Origin of the sequence: Curtobacterium sp. MCBA15_009, from assembly GCF_001864895.1 — a bacterium.
Taxonomy (GTDB): Bacteria; Actinomycetota; Actinomycetes; order Actinomycetales; family Microbacteriaceae; genus Curtobacterium.
This window is the reverse complement of the sequence record NZ_MJGO01000023.1, coordinates 261,575-279,025: the sequence shown is the minus strand read 5'-3', so window position 1 is coordinate 279,025 and position 17,451 is coordinate 261,575. Positions and strand designations below refer to the sequence as shown.

At 72.4% G+C, this 17,451-nt stretch carries 13 protein-coding genes and 1 pseudogene; 11 read left to right on the top strand and 3 right to left on the bottom strand.

From position 1 onward, the window contains the following. Window positions 1-16: 16 nt before the first annotated feature. The 4 genes and pseudogenes from leuS to holA all read left to right on the top strand — a co-directional run bounded on the left by leuS (window position 17) and on the right by holA (window position 6,849). The gene (leuS, locus tag BIU97_RS07025) at window positions 17-2,557 is read left to right on the top strand and encodes a leucine--tRNA ligase (protein ID WP_071297297.1); all 2,541 of its coding nucleotides are present in this window, start codon (window positions 17-19) and stop codon (window positions 2,555-2,557) included. Between the two features lie 99 nt (window positions 2,558-2,656). Next, a complete protein-coding gene (locus tag BIU97_RS07020; RefSeq protein WP_071297296.1) occupies window positions 2,657-3,418 on the top strand; it encodes a ComEA family DNA-binding protein in 762 nt (253 codons plus the stop codon). A gap of 667 nt (window positions 3,419-4,085) precedes the next feature. After that, window positions 4,086-5,204: pseudogene (locus tag BIU97_RS18520) on the top strand (ComEC/Rec2 family competence protein); the annotation flags it as partial. Window positions 5,205-5,829: 625 nt separating this feature from the next. Next, window positions 5,830-6,849, top strand: a complete 1,020-nt coding sequence (gene holA, locus BIU97_RS07005) for a DNA polymerase III subunit delta (protein WP_071297293.1) — start codon at window positions 5,830-5,832, stop codon at window positions 6,847-6,849. A 767-nt stretch (window positions 6,850-7,616) separates the two neighbouring features. Here the strand turns inward: holA and rpsT are convergent. Continuing rightward, window positions 7,617-7,877, bottom strand: a complete 261-nt coding sequence (rpsT, locus tag BIU97_RS07000; protein ID WP_071254639.1) for a 30S ribosomal protein S20 — start codon at window positions 7,875-7,877, stop codon at window positions 7,617-7,619. 200 nt (window positions 7,878-8,077) lie between these two features. Here rpsT and BIU97_RS06995 point away from each other — a divergent pair, with 200 nt between their 5' ends. The 3 genes from BIU97_RS06995 to BIU97_RS06985 all read left to right on the top strand — a co-directional run bounded on the left by BIU97_RS06995 (window position 8,078) and on the right by BIU97_RS06985 (window position 11,962). Beyond that, window positions 8,078-9,244, top strand: coding sequence for a pyridoxal phosphate-dependent aminotransferase (locus BIU97_RS06995; protein ID WP_071297390.1), 1,167 nt, complete (start codon window positions 8,078-8,080; stop codon window positions 9,242-9,244). Between the two features lie 155 nt (window positions 9,245-9,399). After that, on the top strand, window positions 9,400-11,247 hold the full coding sequence (gene lepA / locus BIU97_RS06990) for a translation elongation factor 4 (protein ID WP_071254644.1): 1,848 nt from the start codon (window positions 9,400-9,402) through the stop codon (window positions 11,245-11,247). A gap of 67 nt (window positions 11,248-11,314) precedes the next feature. Beyond that, window positions 11,315-11,962, top strand: a complete 648-nt coding sequence (locus BIU97_RS06985) for a DUF1990 family protein (RefSeq protein ID WP_071254647.1) — start codon at window positions 11,315-11,317, stop codon at window positions 11,960-11,962. Between the two features lie 24 nt (window positions 11,963-11,986). Here the strand turns inward: BIU97_RS06985 and BIU97_RS06980 are convergent, their stop codons facing one another. Beyond that, window positions 11,987-12,679, bottom strand: coding sequence for an HAD family hydrolase (locus tag BIU97_RS06980; protein WP_071254649.1), 693 nt, complete (start codon window positions 12,677-12,679; stop codon window positions 11,987-11,989). 28 nt (window positions 12,680-12,707) lie between these two features. Between BIU97_RS06980 and hemW the strand changes: the two genes are divergently transcribed. Further along, window positions 12,708-13,925: a radical SAM family heme chaperone HemW gene (gene hemW, locus BIU97_RS06975; protein ID WP_071256232.1), complete on the top strand. Its 1,218-nt coding sequence runs from the start codon at window positions 12,708-12,710 to the stop codon at window positions 13,923-13,925. A gap of 4 nt (window positions 13,926-13,929) precedes the next feature. On the opposite strand, the gene BIU97_RS06970 is transcribed toward hemW, so the two are convergent. After that, window positions 13,930-14,319, bottom strand: coding sequence for a DUF4870 domain-containing protein (locus tag BIU97_RS06970; RefSeq protein WP_071254652.1), 390 nt, complete (start codon window positions 14,317-14,319; stop codon window positions 13,930-13,932). 106 nt (window positions 14,320-14,425) lie between these two features. Between BIU97_RS06970 and hrcA the strand changes: the two genes are divergently transcribed. The 3 genes from hrcA to BIU97_RS06955 all read left to right on the top strand — a co-directional run bounded on the left by hrcA (window position 14,426) and on the right by BIU97_RS06955 (window position 17,424). After that, on the top strand, window positions 14,426-15,442 hold the full coding sequence (gene hrcA, locus BIU97_RS06965; protein ID WP_071254655.1) for a heat-inducible transcriptional repressor HrcA: 1,017 nt from the start codon (window positions 14,426-14,428) through the stop codon (window positions 15,440-15,442). 129 nt (window positions 15,443-15,571) lie between these two features. After that, window positions 15,572-16,687 (top strand): molecular chaperone DnaJ, encoded by a 1,116-nt coding sequence (gene dnaJ, locus BIU97_RS06960; protein ID WP_071254658.1) that lies wholly within the window; start codon window positions 15,572-15,574, stop codon window positions 16,685-16,687. Further along, complete coding sequence (locus tag BIU97_RS06955) at window positions 16,687-17,424, top strand: 16S rRNA (uracil(1498)-N(3))-methyltransferase (protein WP_071297292.1); 738 nt, start codon at window positions 16,687-16,689, stop codon at window positions 17,422-17,424. The genes dnaJ and BIU97_RS06955 overlap by 1 nt, the downstream gene beginning before the upstream one ends. Window positions 17,425-17,451 lie beyond the last annotated feature (27 nt).

The window sequence follows — 17,451 nt, the reverse complement described above, 5'->3', positions numbered from 1 at the left end:
TGTATCGTTGAGGACCGTGACCACCGAGCAGCAGGCCGAGGACCCGAACGCCTACGACTTCCGTCGTATCCAGGACAAGTGGCAGCCCCGCTGGGAAGAGCTCGGGCTCTTCACCACGGACCTCGACGACACCCGTCCGCGCAAGTACATCCTCGAGATGTTCCCGTACCCGTCCGGCGACCTGCACATGGGGCACGCCGAGAACTGGGCGCTCGGGGACTTCGTCGCGCGGTACTGGCGGCAGCAGGGCTTCAACGTGCTGCACCCGATCGGCTGGGACTCGTTCGGCCTGCCCGCCGAGAACGCCGCGATCAAGCGCGGGGTGGACCCGAAGGACTGGACCTACGCGAACATCGCGCAGCAGAAGGCGTCCTTCAAGCGCTACGCGCCGTCGTTCGACTGGACCACCGAGATCCACACCTCGGACCCCGAGTACTACAAGTGGAACCAGTGGCTGTTCCTGCAGATGTACGAGAAGGGCCTGGCCTACCGGAAGGACAGCTGGGTCAACTGGGACCCGGTGGACCAGACCGTGCTCGCGAACGAGCAGGTCCTGCCCGACGGCACCTCGGACCGCTCCGGTGCCGTCGTCGTGAAGAAGAAGCTCACGCAGTGGTACTTCAAGATCACCGACTACGCCGACCGCCTGCTCGACGACCTCAACCAGCTCGAGGGCCGCTGGCCGGCGAAGGTCATCGCGCAGCAGCGCAACTGGATCGGCCGCTCGGTCGGCGCGGACGTCGACTTCGTCATCGAGGGCCGCGACGAGCCGGTCACGGTGTTCACCACGCGTCCGGACACGATCCACGGGGTGACGTTCCTGGTCGTGGCGCCGGACTCGGACCTGGCGGCATCGCTGGTCTCCGTCGCCCCTGACGAGGTGCGGGCTGACTTCGACGCGTACCTGACCGCGACGCAGAAGACCTCGGAGATCGACCGGCAGAACGCCGACCGCCCGAAGACCGGCGTGCCGCTCGGCCGCTTCGCGATCCACCCGCTGACGGGGGAGCGCCTGCCGATCTGGGCCGCCGACTACGTGCTGGCCGACTACGGCCACGGCGCGGTCATGGCCGTGCCGGCCCACGACCAGCGCGACCTCGACTTCGCACGGGCGTTCGACCTGCCCGTGCGCGTCGTGGTCGACACGAACGCGGCGGTGACCGGGGCGATCCCGGTCGTGTCCCCCGACACGGAACTCCCCGCCCTCGACCCGGTGTCGACGGGTGAGGCGCTGACCGGCACCGGTCGGATGATCAACTCCGGTCCGCTCGACGGCATGTCGAAGCAGCACGCCATCACCGCCGCCATCGCGCTGCTCGAGGAGCGCGGCACCGGCCGTGCCGCCAAGACCTACCGCCTGCGCGACTGGCTCATCTCGCGCCAGCGGTTCTGGGGCACGCCGATCCCGATCATCCACGGCGCCGACGGCACCGAGCACCCCGTGCCGGTGGACCAGCTGCCGGTGCGACTGCCGGACACCGAGGGGCTCGACCTCAAGCCGAAGGGCACGTCGCCGCTCGGCGGCGCGACCGACTGGGTGAACGTGCCGAACCCCGTCGACGGCACCCCGGCGCTGCGCGACACCGACACGATGGACACCTTCGTCGACTCGTCGTGGTACTTCCTGCGCTTCCTGGCGGCGAACGACGACACCCAGGCGTTCGACCCGGCGATCGCCCGCAAGTGGGCGCCCGTCGACCAGTACATCGGGGGCATCGAGCACGCGATCCTGCACCTGCTGTACGCGCGCTTCGTGACGAAGGTGCTGTTCGACCTCGGCTACCTCGACTTCACCGAGCCGTTCTCGGCACTGCTCAACCAGGGCATGGTGCTGTCCGGCGGCTCGAAGATGTCGAAGTCGAAGGGCGGCGTCTCGCTCGGCGACGAACTCGACGCGAACGGCGTCGACGCCATCCGCCTCGTCATGGGCTTCGCCGGCCCGCCGGAGGACGACATCAACTGGGAGGACGTCTCCCCGTCGGCGTCCGCGCGCTTCCTGGCCCGGGCCTACCGCCTGGCGACCGACGTCACCTCGACGCCCGACGCCGTGTGGGCCGAGGGCGACCGGGCACTCCGTCAGGTCACCCACCGGTTCCTGGCCGACGCCCCCGGCATGATGGAGTCGTTCAAGTTCAACGTCGTCATCGCGCGGCTCATGGACCTGGTCAACGTCACCCGCAAGGCGATCGACGGCGGCCCCGGCGCCGGTGACCCCGCCGTGCGCGAGGCCGTCGAGACCGTCGCCCTCGCCCTCAGCGTCTTCGCGCCGTACACCGGCGAGGAGATGTGGGAGCAGCTCGGCTACGAGGCCACCGTCGCCACGTACGGCTGGCGGAAGGCCGACCCGACGCTGCTCGTGCAGGAGACCCTGACCGCCGTCGTGCAGGTCAACGGCAAGGTGCGCGACTCGTTCGAGGTCTCGAAGTCCATCGAGGCGGACGAGCTCGAGCAGCTCGCGCGGTCGTCCGCGAACGTGCAGCGCTACATCGGTGACCGCGAGATCGTGAAGGTCATCGTGCGGGCGCCGAAGCTCGTCAACATCGCGATCAAGGGGTAGCGCGCGGCCGTCCCTGCACAGCGGGGGCGCCTGCGACGCCCGTCCACAGACGTGCCCGACGGAGCCCGGCCGATCGGCCGGGCTCCGTAGCGTTCGGGCATGTCCTCGCCGTCGTCACCCGGGCCCTGGTGGTCCCGCCTCACGCTGTCCCCGCGGGCGGCCGTGGTGCTCGCCGGGGTCGTGGTCGCCGTCGCGCTCGTCGTGGTGCTGGTCGGGGTCCTCGGTGCTGGTGGGGGTGACGGTGGTGGTGCCGACGGGGTGGTCGTGCGGGGTGCGCCGTCCGCCGGTGGCGGGTCGAGTGCCGACTCGTCGGCGGTGGCGTCCCCGTCCCCGTCCGATGGTGTCGGTGCTGGTGCTGGTGCTGGTTCCGGGCGGGTGGTCGTGCACGTGCTCGGGGCCGTGCGTCGGGCCGGCGTCGTCGACCTGCCCGCGGCGAGCCGGGTCACCGACGCGCTCGAGCGTGCCGGCGGTGCGACGGAGGACGCCGACCTCGACCGGTTGAACCTGGCGCGGCCGCTGACGGACGGGGAACGCCTGTACGTGCCGCGGCAGGGGCAGCAGGACGTGCCCGAGGCGCTCGACCCGGTGGCCGGTGGCGGGGGCGGCGCTGGGTCTGCGGCGGGTGGCGGTGGCGCTGCGGACGGTGCGCCGGACGGGGCGTCGGGCGCCGGCGTCGTGGACCTGAACCGTGCCGACCAGGCGGCGCTCGAGACCCTGCCCGGCATCGGGCCGGGGCTCGCCGGCCGCATCATCGCGTGGCGCGACGAACACGGCGGGTTCACCGCGGTCGAGGACCTGCTCGACGTCAGTGGCATCGGCGACGTCCGCTTCGCCGAGCTGCGCGATCGCGTGCGGGTCTGAGGAGGGACGCGTGCACCTCGCCCCGAGTGCGGCCGACCTGCGCGTGGCGGGACCCGTCGGTGTCGCCTGGGTCGTCGTCGCCCTGCTCGTCGGTGCGCCGGACGCCGCACCGGTCGTCGGGACGGTCGCGGTCGTGCTCGCCGTCGTGAGCGGCGTCCTGCTCGGCCGACGGCCGAGCGGCGGACCCGCGGTCGTCGCCGCGCTGGTCCTCGTGGCCGCCGCGCTCACCACGCTGCTCGCCGTGTCGGTCGCGGTGGCGGAGCCCCGCCGGTCCCCGCAGTCGCTGCACGCCGTCGTCGGGGCGGACGGCGCCGCACGCGTCGAGGTCGAGGCGGTCCTGTCCCGCGACCTCGTCCCCGGTGACCGGTCGGTCGTCGGCACGCTCGAGCGGGCGGACGCCGTCGCCGGTCTCCGCGTCCCCGTCCGACTCGTACCCGCGCGCGACGACCCGCCCGGCGCCGTGCTGCCGGCCGGTTCCCACGTCACCGGCACCGCTGCGCTGCAGTTCGACCGCGCGGGCTCGGCGACCGCCATCGTGGCGTTCCTGCGCGGCGCGCCGTCGTCCGTGCCGCCCGGGGGAGCGCTCGGTGCGACCCACACCGCCCGGCAGGCCTTCGTGCGCGCCACGGCCGGTCTGCCCCAGCCCGGAGCAGCACTGCTCCGCGGCATGGCGATCGGGGACCGGTCCGGGCTCGACCCCGACACCGAGGCCGCGATGGAGACCGTCGCCCTGACGCACCTGACCGCCGTCTCCGGAGCCAACTGCGCGGTCGTGGTCGGACTCGTCGTGGTGCTCGGGCGGGCCTGCGGCCTGCCGCGGGTGGTGCGGGCCGCCGTGGCCGTCGGCGTGCTCCTGGCGTTCGTGGTGCTCGTCCGCCCCGATCCGTCGATCGTGCGCGCGACGGTGATGGCCGTCGTGGTGCTCGTGGTGCACCTGGCGGGCCGCCCGGTGCGGGGCGTGCCGCTCATCGCCCTCGCCGCCACCGGGATGCTCGTCGCCGACCCGTGGGTCGCACGGTCCTTCGCGTTCGCGCTGTCCGTGCTCGCCACGAGCGGGATCGTCGTGCTCGGGCCGCCCCTGACCGACCTGTTCGCCCGTCGAGTCTGGGCACCGGTGGCCGCCGCCCTCGCGGTCCCCGTCGCCGCCCAGGTCGCCTGCTGGCCGGTGACGATCCCGCTGTCGCCGGCGCTGCCCACCTACGCCGTGCCGGCGAACCTGCTCGCGGAACCCTTCGCCCCCGTCGTCACGGTCGTCGGGCTCGCGGCCTGCGTCCTCGCGCCGGTGTCCCCGGTCGGCGCGCAGGTGCTCGCTGCCGTCGCCTGGGTCCCCGCCGCAGCCGTCGGCGGGATCGCCCGCGGGGCGGCGTCGCTGCCGCACGCCGCGACGCCCTGGCCGGGCGGACCGGTCGGGGTCGCCGCGGCCGTCCTCGCGTGTGCGGGCATCGCCACGGCGGTCCTGGTCCGGGGACGGACCGCGCGGTGGCTCCTGCTCGCGTCGGCGCTGGTCGTCGTGGTCGGGGTCGCCGCCGTGACGGTCCCGGTGCTCGTCGTCCGCGGCTCGGTGCCGCGGGACTGGTCGGTCGCGGCGTGCGACGTCGGGCAGGGCGACGCGGTGCTGCTCCGGGGCGGCGACGCCGTGGCGCTCGTGGACACCGGCGACGACCCGGAACGGCTCCGTTCGTGCCTCGACCTGCTCGGCACCACGCGGATCGACCTGCTCGTCCTCACGCACTTCGACCGCGACCACGTCGGCGCGGTCGACACGGTCGCCGGATCGGTCGACACCGCCCTGGTGGGGCCGACCGGCCGCTCGTCGGACGACCGGGTCGTCGAGGACCTCCGGCGCGCCGGGGTCGACGTCCGCCGGGCGGACGACCGGGTGTCGGGTGTCCTCGGGCCGATCGCGTGGCGGGTGGTGTGGCCACGCGCCGGTGACCGCACCTCCGGCAACGACGCGAGCATCGTGCTCACGATCGGTCCGGCGGACCCGGGGTCCTGTGCGGCGTGCCTCACCGGGGTCCTGCTCGGCGACCTGGGGGAGTCGTCGCAACGACGGCTGCGCACCTCCGGCGTGCTGCCGACCGGGCCCGTCGACGTCCTCAAGGTGTCGCACCACGGCTCGGCCGACCAGGACCCGCAGCTGACCCGGCAGCTCGCCGCCAGCGTCGGGCTCATCGGCGTCGGCGCGGACAACACCTACGGGCACCCGACGCGCTCCGCCCTCGACGCCCTCCGGGCAGCGGGCACCGTGCCGCTCCGCACCGACGAGCTCGGCACGATCGTGCTCGCCCGTGCCGGCACCGACGGGGTGTGGGTGTGGAGCGAGCGCTCGTCGTCGGCCGCCGCCCGTAGGATCGGAGGTGCACCACCCGCCCCGGTACCGACCGGACCGGCGACCCCGGAAGGACCGCATGCCCGCCAAGAAGCCCGCGCGCGCCGCAGCGAAGATCGACCAGGTCCCCTGGTCCGGGATCCGGCCGGCCCCCGTCGTGCTCATCACCGGTCCCGAGGCGTTCCTCGCCGACCGTGCCCGCGGCGTGCTCAAGGACCTGCTCGTCGGCGAGGACCCCGCGCTCGAGGTCCACGACCTCGAAGCCGACCAGTACGCGCCCGGGATCCTCGCGACCCTGGCGAGCCCCTCGCTCTTCGGCGAGCCCCGACTCGTCCGGGTCACGAACGTCGAGAAGTGCACCGACGCCTTCATCACCGAGACGATCGCGTACCTGCAGGCCCCCGCCGACGACGTCACCCTGGTGCTCCGGCACGGCGGTGGCGTACGCGGCAAGAAGCTGCTCGACACGATCCGCAGCGGGATCGGCGGGGGCATCGAGGTCCTCTGCGACGAGCTGAAGCGCGAGACCGACCGGATCGACTTCGTGAACGCCGAGTTCCGCGCCGCCCGGCGGAAGATCGCGCCCTCGGCCGTGCGCACCCTGGTGACGGCCTTCGCGGACGACCTCGCCGAGCTCGCCGCGGCGTGCCGGCAGCTCCTCGCCGACGAGGCGCAGGAGATCACCGACAAGGTCGTCGACAAGTACTACGGCGGCCGGGTGGAGACGAACGCGTTCAAGGTCGCCGACATCGCCCTGGCCGGCCGATCGGCCCCGGCCATCGTCGAGCTGCGGCACGCCCTCGCCACGGGTGAGGCCCCGGTGCCGATCGTCGCCGCCTTCGCGAGCAAGATCCGCACGATGGCGAAGGTCAGCGCGTTCCGCGGTCCGAGCGGGCAGGCGGCCTCCGCGCTCGGCATGGCGCCGTGGCAGGTGCAACGGGCGCAGCGCGACGTCGCCTCCTGGACCGAGTCCGGGCTGGCGAACGCGATCACGAGCATCGCCGAGGCGGACACCGCGGTGAAGGGCGGCTCCCGCGACGCGCACTACGCCCTCGAGGTCATGGTGCGCACGATCGCCCGGCGCGGCGAGGCCCGCTGACGCGAGGCGAGCCCGTCCGCGGTCCCGGCCCGGCGGCGTCGTGGTCCCGCGCTGCTCGGCGTGCACTTCGTGAGCAGCAGTGGTCGGGTGCGCCGACGCGACCCGACCGTTCCTGCTCACCATCGGCGTTGCCCGGGCGTCCTGGCGGTCCTGCACCAGTCGGCGTGCACTTCGTGAGCAGGAATGGTCGGGTGCGCCCGCCAGACCCGACCGTTCCTGCTCATGATCGCCCGGCGAGGCATCCCGGCGGTCCCGCGGTCGAGCCGTTGCGGCGGCGCCTGTGCCCGTGCTGCCGTGCCCGTGCCCGCGTCGTGCATCGAGTGAGCAGAAGACGTCGGGTGCGGCCTCGCGACCCGACGACTTCTGCTCCCTGAGCGAGCGCAGCGCCTCGCACGCCCGCCCGACCGCCGCTTCCGTGCGGTGCAGCGCGACGATCCCGTGCTGGGCAGCGCGCACCGAGAGAGCAGAAGACGTCGGGTGCGCCCGCACGACCCGACGCCTTCTGCTCACTGGACGAGCGCAGCGCTCGGCGTGCCCCGGCGCTCGTGCCCGCTGCGGGTCCCCACCCGCGTTGCTGCAGCCTGCCCGTGCCCGTTCGGTGGGCTCGCGCCCGTCGGCGTGCACTTCGTGAGCAGGAATGGGCGGGTGCGCCCTCGCGACCCGACCATTCCTGCTCACGAGGCGCCACACCCCGCCCGCGCCCACCCCCACGCACGACGAAGGCCCCGCACCTTCCGGTACGGGGCCCTCGTGCGACGCTCAGGAGATCAGAGCGAGGCAACCTTCTTCGCGATGGCCGACTTGCGGTTCGCGGCCTGGTTCTTGTGGATGACACCCTTGCTCACGGCCTTGTCGAGCTTCTTCGACGCGAGGGCCAGGGCCGCGACGGCCTTGTCCTTGTCGCCCGCGGCGACGGCGTCGTTGGTGTGACGGATGTACGTCTTCAGCTCCGACTTGTACGCCTTGTTGCGCTCGGTGGCCTTGAGGTTGGTCTTGATGCGCTTGATCTGCGACTTGATGTTCGCCATGTGTTGCTCCTGCTTCGTCTCGTACGGGTGGGCGCGACCGCAGGGTAGAGGGGCCCTTGGTCGCATCGCGTTCCACCCGTGGGCGGGGAACGCGGAAGCCAGCCACCAACACTACCAGGCGGACGGCCTGCCGCCAAAGCACGAAACACCGCCGGATCGGCGAAACGCCGCGGCAACAACGACCGGATACGGTGACGGACATGCCATCCCTCGCACCTCGGATCGACACCGTGCCCGCCTCCGGCATCCGGAGGGTCTTCGAGCAGGCCGCCCTGCTGCAGTCCGACGGTACCGACGTGACGATGCTCGTCATCGGCGAGCCCGACGTGCCGGTCGCACCGCACATCGGGGAAGCGGCCCGGCGCGCCTGGACCGAGGACCGCACGGACTACACGCCGAACGGGGGCATCGCCCCGCTCCGGTCGGCCCTCCGCGACAAGCTCCGGCGGGAGAACCGGATCGAGGTCGACCTCGAGCAGATCTGGATGACGATCGGTGCGACGCAGGCGCTGTTCCAGGCGATGACGCTGACGCTCAGCCCGGGCGACGAGGTCCTGGTGCCCGACCCCGGCTACACGACCTTCACGATGAACGCGCACATCCTCGGCGCGACCCCGGTGCCGTACCGGCTCGAGCCGCAGCACGGCTTCGAGCCCGACCTCGAGGCCCTCGAGGCGAGCGTCACCGAGCGCACCCGGGTCCTCGTCGTGAACTCGCCGTCGAACCCGCTCGGCTCGGTGTTCGGCGAGGACACCCTGCGTGCGCTGCTCGCCTTCGCGAAGCGGCACGACCTCTGGGTGATCAGCGACGAGGTCTACGAGTACTTCACCTACGGCACCCGGCACGTCAGCCTGGCCGCCCTCGACGAGGACGACCGGGTCTTCTCCGCCTTCTCGCTCAGCAAGACGTACGCGATGACCGGCGTGCGCGTCGGCTACCTCGTCACGCCGAAGGGCCTCGGTCCGACGATGCGCACCACGCAGGAGGCGATGATCAGCTGCGTCGCCGAGCCCGACCAGTACGCGGCCCTCGCGGCGATCGTGGGGGACCACTCCGCGGTGCGCGACGCCCGCGAGCACTACCGCGCGAACCTCGAGGTCGCGAAGCAGACGCTCGACGCCGCCGGCATCCGCTACCTCGACCCGCGCGGCGCCTTCTACCTGTGGGTGGACGTGTCGCACGCCTCCGCCGGCGACGTCGCCGAGTGGGCGCTCGGCTTCCTGCAGCGGGAACGGGTCGCGGTCGCTCCAGGCAGCGCCTTCGGGCGGACCGGCGAGGGCTGGATCCGCGTCTGCCTGGCGGCCACCCCCGACGACCTGCGGCGCGGCCTGGGCGCACTGCCCGCGCCCGTCGGCGTGACCGTCTGACGGACGGGAGGCACGGTGCGGGCCCGCCCCGGGCCTCCCGTCCGCCCCGCACGGCGTCCAGGGCGGTGACCGGTCTCCACAGGTCGGCCGCGGGTGCGCGCGTCGGCGCGCAACCGTGGGACAATCGTTCGACCGTCCGACCCACCTGAGGAACCGTGAGCCCACAAGCATCCGCTCCGCTCGAGCCCGCCGCGACCCCGGCCGGTGCGATCCGCAACTTCTGCATCATCGCGCACATCGACCACGGCAAGTCCACGCTGGCCGACCGCATGCTCTCGATCACGGGCATCGTCGAGGACCGCGCGATGCGCGCGCAGTACCTCGACCGCATGGACATCGAGCGCGAGCGCGGCATCACGATCAAGTCGCAGGCCGTGCGCATGCCGTGGGAGCTCGACGGTGAGACCTTCGCGCTGAACATGATCGACACGCCGGGTCACGTCGACTTCTCGTACGAGGTCTCGCGCTCCCTGGCGGCGTGCGAGGGTGCGATCCTGCTCGTCGACGCCGCCCAGGGGATCGAGGCGCAGACGCTCGCGAACCTGTACCTGGCGCTCGAGAACGACCTCGAGATCATCCCGGTCCTCAACAAGATCGACCTGCCGGCGGCCGACCCGGACAAGTACGCCGCCGAGCTCGCGCAGCTCATCGGCGGCAAGCCGGAGGACGTCCTCCGCGTGTCCGGCAAGACCGGCGTCGGCGTGCCCGAGCTCCTCGACCGGGTGGTGCAGCGTGTGCCCGCTCCGGTCGGCGACGTCGCGGCGGCCCCGCGCGCGATGATCTTCGACTCGGTCTACGACAGCTACCGCGGCGTGGTGACCTACGTGCGCATGATCGACGGGTCGATCAAGCCGCGCGAGAAGGTCCAGATGATGTCGACGAAGTCGACGCACGAGATCCTCGAGATCGGCGTCTCCTCGCCCGAGCCGAAGCCGACCGAGGGCCTCAGCGTCGGTGAGGTCGGGTACCTGATCACCGGCGTGAAGGACGTCCGCCAGTCGAAGGTCGGCGACACCGTCACGACGGCGCAGAAGCCCGCGACCGAGGCACTGCCGGGCTACACGGACCCGAAGCCGATGGTGTTCTCGGGCCTGTACCCGATCGACGGTTCGGACTACCCGGACCTCCGCGAAGCGCTCGACAAGCTGAAGCTGTCCGACGCCGCCCTGGTCTACGAGCCGGAGACGTCGGTGGCGCTCGGGTTCGGGTTCCGCTGCGGGTTCCTCGGGCTGCTCCACCTCGAGATCATCACCGAGCGGCTCTCGCGCGAGTTCGGTCTCGACCTCATCACGACCGCGCCGAGCGTGGTGTACGAGGTCACCAACGAGGACAACACCGTCACCGAGGTCACGAACCCCTCCGAGTTCCCGGGCGGCCGCATCGTCGAGGTGCGCGAGCCGATGGTCCGCGCCGCGATCCTCGCGCCGAAGGACTACGTCGGCGCGATCATGGAGCTGTGCCAGTCGCGCCGCGGCAGCATGCTCGGCATGGAGTACCTCGGCGAGGACCGCGTCGAGATCCGCTACGAGATGCCCCTCGGCGAGATCGTCTTCGACTTCTTCGACCAGTTGAAGAGCAAGACGCAGGGCTACGCCTCCCTCGACTACGAGCCGACCGGCGACCAGGCGGCCGACCTCGTCAAGGTCGACATCCTGCTGCAGGGCGACCAGGTCGACGCGTTCAGCGCGATCGTGCACCGCGACAAGGCGTACGCCTACGGCACGCTCATGACCGAGCGGCTCCGCAAGCTCATCCCGCGCCAGCAGTTCGAGGTGCCGATCCAGGCGGCCATCGGCGCCCGGATCATCGCCCGCGAGAGCATCCGCGCCATGCGCAAGGACGTCCTGGCGAAGTGCTACGGCGGTGACATCACCCGCAAGCGCAAGCTCCTCGAGAAGCAGAAGGAGGGCAAGAAGCGCATGAAGATGGTCGGCCGGGTCGAGGTCCCGCAAGAGGCCTTCATCGCCGCCCTCTCGGGTGACGTCGAGGAGAAGAAGAAGTAGCGGGGCACGTCGTGTCGGTCCGCGCCGCGCGGGCCGGTGCACCGGCCGCTCCCGGTAGCATGGCGGCATGAGTACCCGCGGGAGCTACCGGACCGCCCTGACGTACGGCGCGGTGGGGGCGACCCAGGCGTCGGACCTCATGACGTACCCGCCGGAGGGCTTCACGCCGTCCGAGTCCCGGGCTCGGATCGGCCACGGCGACCAGCGTTTCGAGACCGCTGTGGTGCAGGCGCTGACGTGGCAGATCCAGGAGCGCAGCGGCATCCGCGTCCAGGTGGACGACCAGCCCGACGACGACGAGGTCCGGTACAACCCGGTGACCTTCGACGACGACGGCGTCCCGATCGCGCCGGCGTCGATCGGCACCCCGCGGGTCGAGAAGTTCGCGCCGGACGGCACCCCGCTCCTGACCGCGGGCACGAGCGCCACCCTGACCATGCACGCCTTCGGGCAGACGGTGCTGGCCCCGGTGCGCGTCGTCGCGATCATCGACGAGCGTGACCGCAAGGGCTTCGCCTACGGCACGCTCGAGGGGCACCCGCTGTCCGGCGAGGAGTCGTTCGTCGTCGAACGGACCCCGGACGGCTCGGTGTGGTTGCAGATCCGGCAGTTCTCGCAGCCGTCGAGCGCGAAGTGGCGGTTCGTCGCCCCGTTCGTGCGGCGGCAGCAGAAGGTCATGGCGGAGCAGTACCTGGCGGCCCTGCGCGGGGACTGACCCCGCCGGGCACGGTGCCCCGCGTCAGCGCAGCGGCGGCAGCGCTGCGATCGCGTCCTCGATGAGGGACGCGTCCGACCGGCAGTCCCGCGCGACGGTGACGGCGTTCGTCGCCCGGAGTGCGTCCACGTCGTAGACCCCGGTGGCGACCGCCAGGAACGGGATGCCTGCGGCGTCGGCGGCCTCGCCGTCGCGCGGGGTGTCCCCGACGATGACGGCACGGGTGCCGGCGAGTTCCGCGGCGGCCCGCAGGGTGACGTCCGAGCGCTCCACCTCGGTGTCGCCGAAGTAGGAGTGGTCCCAGTCGAAGACGGCGGGGTCGAACCCGGCACCGGTGAGCTTGACCCGCGCGCGGTACTCGGAGTTGCCCGTGAGCAGCCCGTTCCGCCAACCGAGTGCGGCGAACCGGTCGAGCAGCGCCTTCGCGCCGGGGACGGGGTCGCGGTGGTCTCCGGACGCGTGCCGTTCGGCGGTGAGGTCGTGCAGGTGCCGTCCGACGGCGGGGATGAGCGAGTCCTCGAGGTCGTGGGCGCGGACGTGCTCGGCGATCAGCCCGGCGTCGGTGCGCCCGTGCTGGTGGCCGACCCGCAGCGTGAGGTCGCGGCCGACCGCACGCTCGAGCGCCAGGTGGTACAGGTTGCCCGGCGACGAGGCGTTCATCACGAGGGTGCCGTCGATGTCCCACAGCACCGTGGTGGGGACGGGGTGGTGCTCCATCCCTCCATCATGGCGGAGAATGGACGGCATGCCGAGTGCTCTGCCGATCGCCGATCCTGCGCCGTCGGACGGCCTGATCACACCCGGTGCCGACGCCGGGGACGTGCCCTTCGGCGTCTACGTGCACGTGCCGTTCTGCCGGGTCCGCTGCGGGTACTGCGACTTCAACACGTACACGGCGTCGGAGCTGCGCGGCGTGCGTCGTGACGACTACGCCGGGCACGCGGTGCGCGAGATCGAGTGGGCCGCGACCGTGCTCGACCGCTCCGGTGTGCCGCGTCGCCCGGTGTCGACCGTGTTCTTCGGTGGCGGTACCCCGACGATGCTGCCGGCGTCCGACCTGGCGATGATCCTCCGTGCGATCGACGACACCTGGGGCATCGTGCCCGGGGCCGAGGTCACCACCGAGGCGAACCCCGACTCCGTCGACGCCGCGTCGCTCGAGACGCTGCGGGCCGGCGGGTTCAACCGGATCAGCTACGGCATGCAGTCCGCCGTGCCGCACGTGCTCGCGACCCTCGACCGCACGCACGACCCGCTCCGGGTCCCCGTCGTCGTCGACCTCGCGAAGCAGCAGGGCCTCGACGTCTCACTGGACCTCATCTACTCGACCCCGGGGGAGTCGCTGCAGGACTGGCGCACGTCGCTCGACGCCGCGATCGCCTGCGAGCCGGACCACGTGTCGGCGTACTCGCTCATCGTCGAGGACGGCACCGCGATGGGCCGGATGGTGGCCCGTGGCGACCTGCCCGCGCCCGACGACGACCTCGCCGCCGACATGTACGAACTGGCCGACCAGGTGCTCGGCGACGCCGGCTACTCCTGGTACGAGGTCTCGAACTGGTCCCGCGGCGACGCGCACGCCAGTCGGCACAACCTGTCGTACTGGAAGGGCCACGACTGGTGGGGCGTCGGACCCGGCGCGCACTCGGCCGTCGCCGGCACGCGCTGGTGGAACGTCAAGCACCCGGCCGCGTACGCGAACCGGGTGCTGTCGGGGGAGTCGCCGGCCGCCGGCCGCGAGACCATCGACGACGAGACGCGGTACGTCGAGCGCCTGCTGCTCGCGGCGCGGGTCCGCGGGGAGCTCGCCACGAGCGAGATCCGCCAGGAGGCCCGTGGCCGGGTCGCCGGCCTCATCGCACGTGGTCTGGTGGACGGGTCGGCCGCGGTGCGGGGACGCATCGACCTGACCCTGCAGGGTCGCCTGCTCGCCGACGCCGTGGTGCGCGAGCTGCTCGACTGAGCCGCTACTCCTTGATGAACTCGATCGCGAGTGGGTAGCGGTAGAGCTGCCCCTGGTTCGCGGCGATCGCGGCGATGATGCTGAACACGATCGTCACGACGGCGACGATCGGCAGCAGCACCAGGCCGATGAGCACGAAGATCAGGATGGACGACACCAGGTACGCGATGCCCATCGTGATGTGGAAGTTCAGGGCGTTCCGGGTGTGCTCCCGGACGAACTGGCCGCGGTCGCGCAGCACCAGGTAGGCCACCAGCGGGACGATGAAGTTCGAGAAGATCGCACCGACGTGCGTCAACGTGGCCCAGAGGCGCTGGTCCTCGGGGCGCATCGGTTCCGGGAGCCGGTAGCCGGGAGGGAACTCGGGGCCGCCGGGCTGCTGTCCGTAGGTCATGCCCGCAGCGTACCGGCCGTCGCGGGGTCCCGGCCGGACGGTGGTCGGGCGTAGGATCAGCAGTCGACACGTCCGAGTGCCAGATCAGTCCGGAAGGAGCGCGCGCGTGGTCAGTGAACGCAGCCTCGAGGTCCTGAAGGCGATCGTGCGCGACTACGTGGCATCGCGCGAGCCCGTCGGCTCGAAGACGATCGTCGAGCGGCACGCCTTCGGCGTCAGCGCCGCCACGATCCGGAACGACATGGCCCTGCTCGAGGACGAACAGCTCATCGTCGCGCCGCACACCTCGTCGGGTCGCGTGCCGACCGACAAGGGGTACCGGGTGTTCGTCGACCACCTGGCGGCAGCGCGCCCGTTGACCAGCGCGCAGCGGCACGCGATCGAGACGTTCCTCGGGGCCCCGAACGACCTCGACGAGGTCCTCGGCCGCACGGTCCGGCTGCTCAGCCAGCTCACGAACCAGGTCGCGCTCGTGCAGTACCCGTCGATGGTGCGGGCGCGGGTGCAGCACATCGAGCTCGTGCGCCTCGGCGACGCCCGTCTGATGGTGGTGCTCATCACCGACACCGCACGGGTCGAGCAGCGCGTCGTCGAGACCGACGTCGCCCTCGACGAATCGGCACTCACCGAACTCCGCACGGTGCTCAACGGCGCGACCGTGGGCCTGCTGCTGCAGGACGTCGCGACGGCGCTCCGCGCGGTGCCGCAGCAGATCCGCCCGGACGTCCAGACCCTCGCCGGGGTGGTCGTCGCGACCCTCATCGAGCAGGTGGCGGCCAACCGGCAGGACCGCCTGGTGATGGCCGGCGCGGCGAACCTGGCGAAGAGCGAGCAGGACTTCTCCGGCGGGCTCTTCCCCGTGCTCGAGGCGATCGAGGAACAGGTGACCCTGCTTCGACTCTTCGGCGAGATGCAGATCGACGACGGCGTGGCCGCGCGCATCGGCGTCGAGAACGCCGAGTACGGGCTCGACGCGACGAGCATCGTCGCCGGGGGCTACCTGGCCGGCGGGGAGCTCGCGCGACTCGGCGTGCTCGGCCCGACCCGGATGGACTACGGCACGAACATGGCCGCCGTGCGCGCCGTCGCTCGGTACCTGTCCAAGCTCCTGGGCGAACATTGACGGACCGCCCCACCCGCCGGGGCGGGCCGACCCACGCGGGTCGACCCGGGCCTCCCGGCCGACCGACGACCACCCGGACCGCGGCGACCGCCGCACCGGACCGACCGAACGAAACCGACTGAGGGATACGTGGCAGACCACTACGACGTCCTCGGCGTCCAGCAGGACGCCTCCGATGCCGACATCAAGAAGGCCTACCGCCGCCTGGCGCGTGAGCTGCACCCGGACGTGAACCCGTCACCCGACGCCGCCGAGCGCTTCAAGGACGTGACGCACGCGTACGACGTGCTGAGCGACCCGGAGCAGCGGCGCCGGTACGACGCGGGCCCGCAGGCCGACAGCCCCTTCGGCGGCGGCGCCGGCGGGTTCAGCGACATCTTCGACGCCTTCTTCGGCGGCGGCGGTGGCGGCGGTGGCCGCGGCGGCGGACCCCGCAGCCGGGCCGAGCGCGGGCAGGACGCCCTGCTCCGCCTCGACGTCGACCTCGACGAGGTCGTCTTCGGCACCCACAAGGACGTCGAGGTCGACACGGCCGTGCTGTGCGAGACCTGCCACGGGTCGTGCTGCGCGCCGGGCACCAGCCCCCGCACGTGCGACATCTGCGGCGGCTCCGGGCACATCCAGCGCCAGGTCCGCTCGCTCCTCGGCAACGTCGTCACGAGCGCGCCCTGCGGCACCTGCCGCGGCTACGGCACGGTCATCCCGAGCCCCTGCCCGACGTGCCAAGGACAGGGTCGCGTCCGCGCCCGCCGCACGGTCCCGGTGGACATCCCCGCCGGCGTCGACTCCGGTCTGCGCCTGCAGATGCCGGGCCAGGGCGAGGTCGGCCCGGCCGGCGGTCCCGCCGGTGACCTCTACCTCGAGGTCCGCGTCCGGCACGACGACGTCTTCAGCCGCGACGGCGATGACCTGCTCGCCACGCTCGAGGTCGCGATGACGGACGCCGTGCTCGGCACGACGACGACCATCGACGGGCTGGACGGTCCGGTCGAGCTCGAGATCCGCCCGGGCGTGCAGAGCGCCGACGTCCTGGTCATCAAGGACCGCGGCATCACGAAGCTCCGGGGCAGCGGCCGCGGCGACCTCCGGGTCGGCGTGCAGGTCGTGACCCCGACCAAGCTGTCGCACAAGGAACGGCAGCTCGTCGAGCAGCTCGCGAAGTCGCACAAGGCGTCGGCGCCGCAGCTCGCCCGGTTCCAGCAGGGCATGTTCGGCAAGCTCCGCGACCGGTTCTTCAACCACTGATGGCGTCGCTCTACCTCGTCGAGACGCTCGACGGTGTCACCGCCGGGGACCAGGTGTCCCTCGACGGGGCCGAGGGCCGGCACGCCGTGTCGGTGGCCCGCGTCCGCGTCGGTGAGACCCTGCGCCTCGGCGACGGCCGGGGCACGGTGGTGACGGGCGCGGTCGAGTCGGTAGGGCGCGACGCGCTGGTGCTGTCCGTGGCGACGGTCGCCGTCGAGCCGGCACCGCGCCCGTCCCTGACGCTCGTGCAGGCACTGGCGAAGGGCGGTCGCGACGAGATGGCGGTGCAGGCCGCGACGGAGATCGGCGTCGACCGGGTCGTGCCGTGGTCGGCGGCCCGCAGCGTCTCCCGCTGGGAGGGCGCGAAGGTCGAGAAGGGCCGGGCACGTTGGGCCGCGATCGCGCAGGAGGCCTCGAAGCAGGCCATCCGGTCGCGGGTCCCAGTCGTCGAGGACCCGGTGACGACCGCGCAGCTGGCGGGCGCGACCGGCGCCGGCCGCACGGTGCTCGTGCTCGACCCGGTCGGCGACGTCCGTCTCGCCGCGTGGGAACTGCCGGACGACGTCGAGGACATCGTGCTCGTCGTCGGCCCCGAAGGGGGCATCGACGGCGCCGAGTTCGACCGGCTCGAGGCCGCCGGTGCGGTGCGGGTACGGCTCGGCGACACCGTGCTCCGGACGTCGACCGCGGGTCCCGCGGCCCTCGCCGTCCTGCAGGCGCGGCTCAGCCGCTGGTGAGGGAAGGCCCGAGGTCAGCCGTGCGTT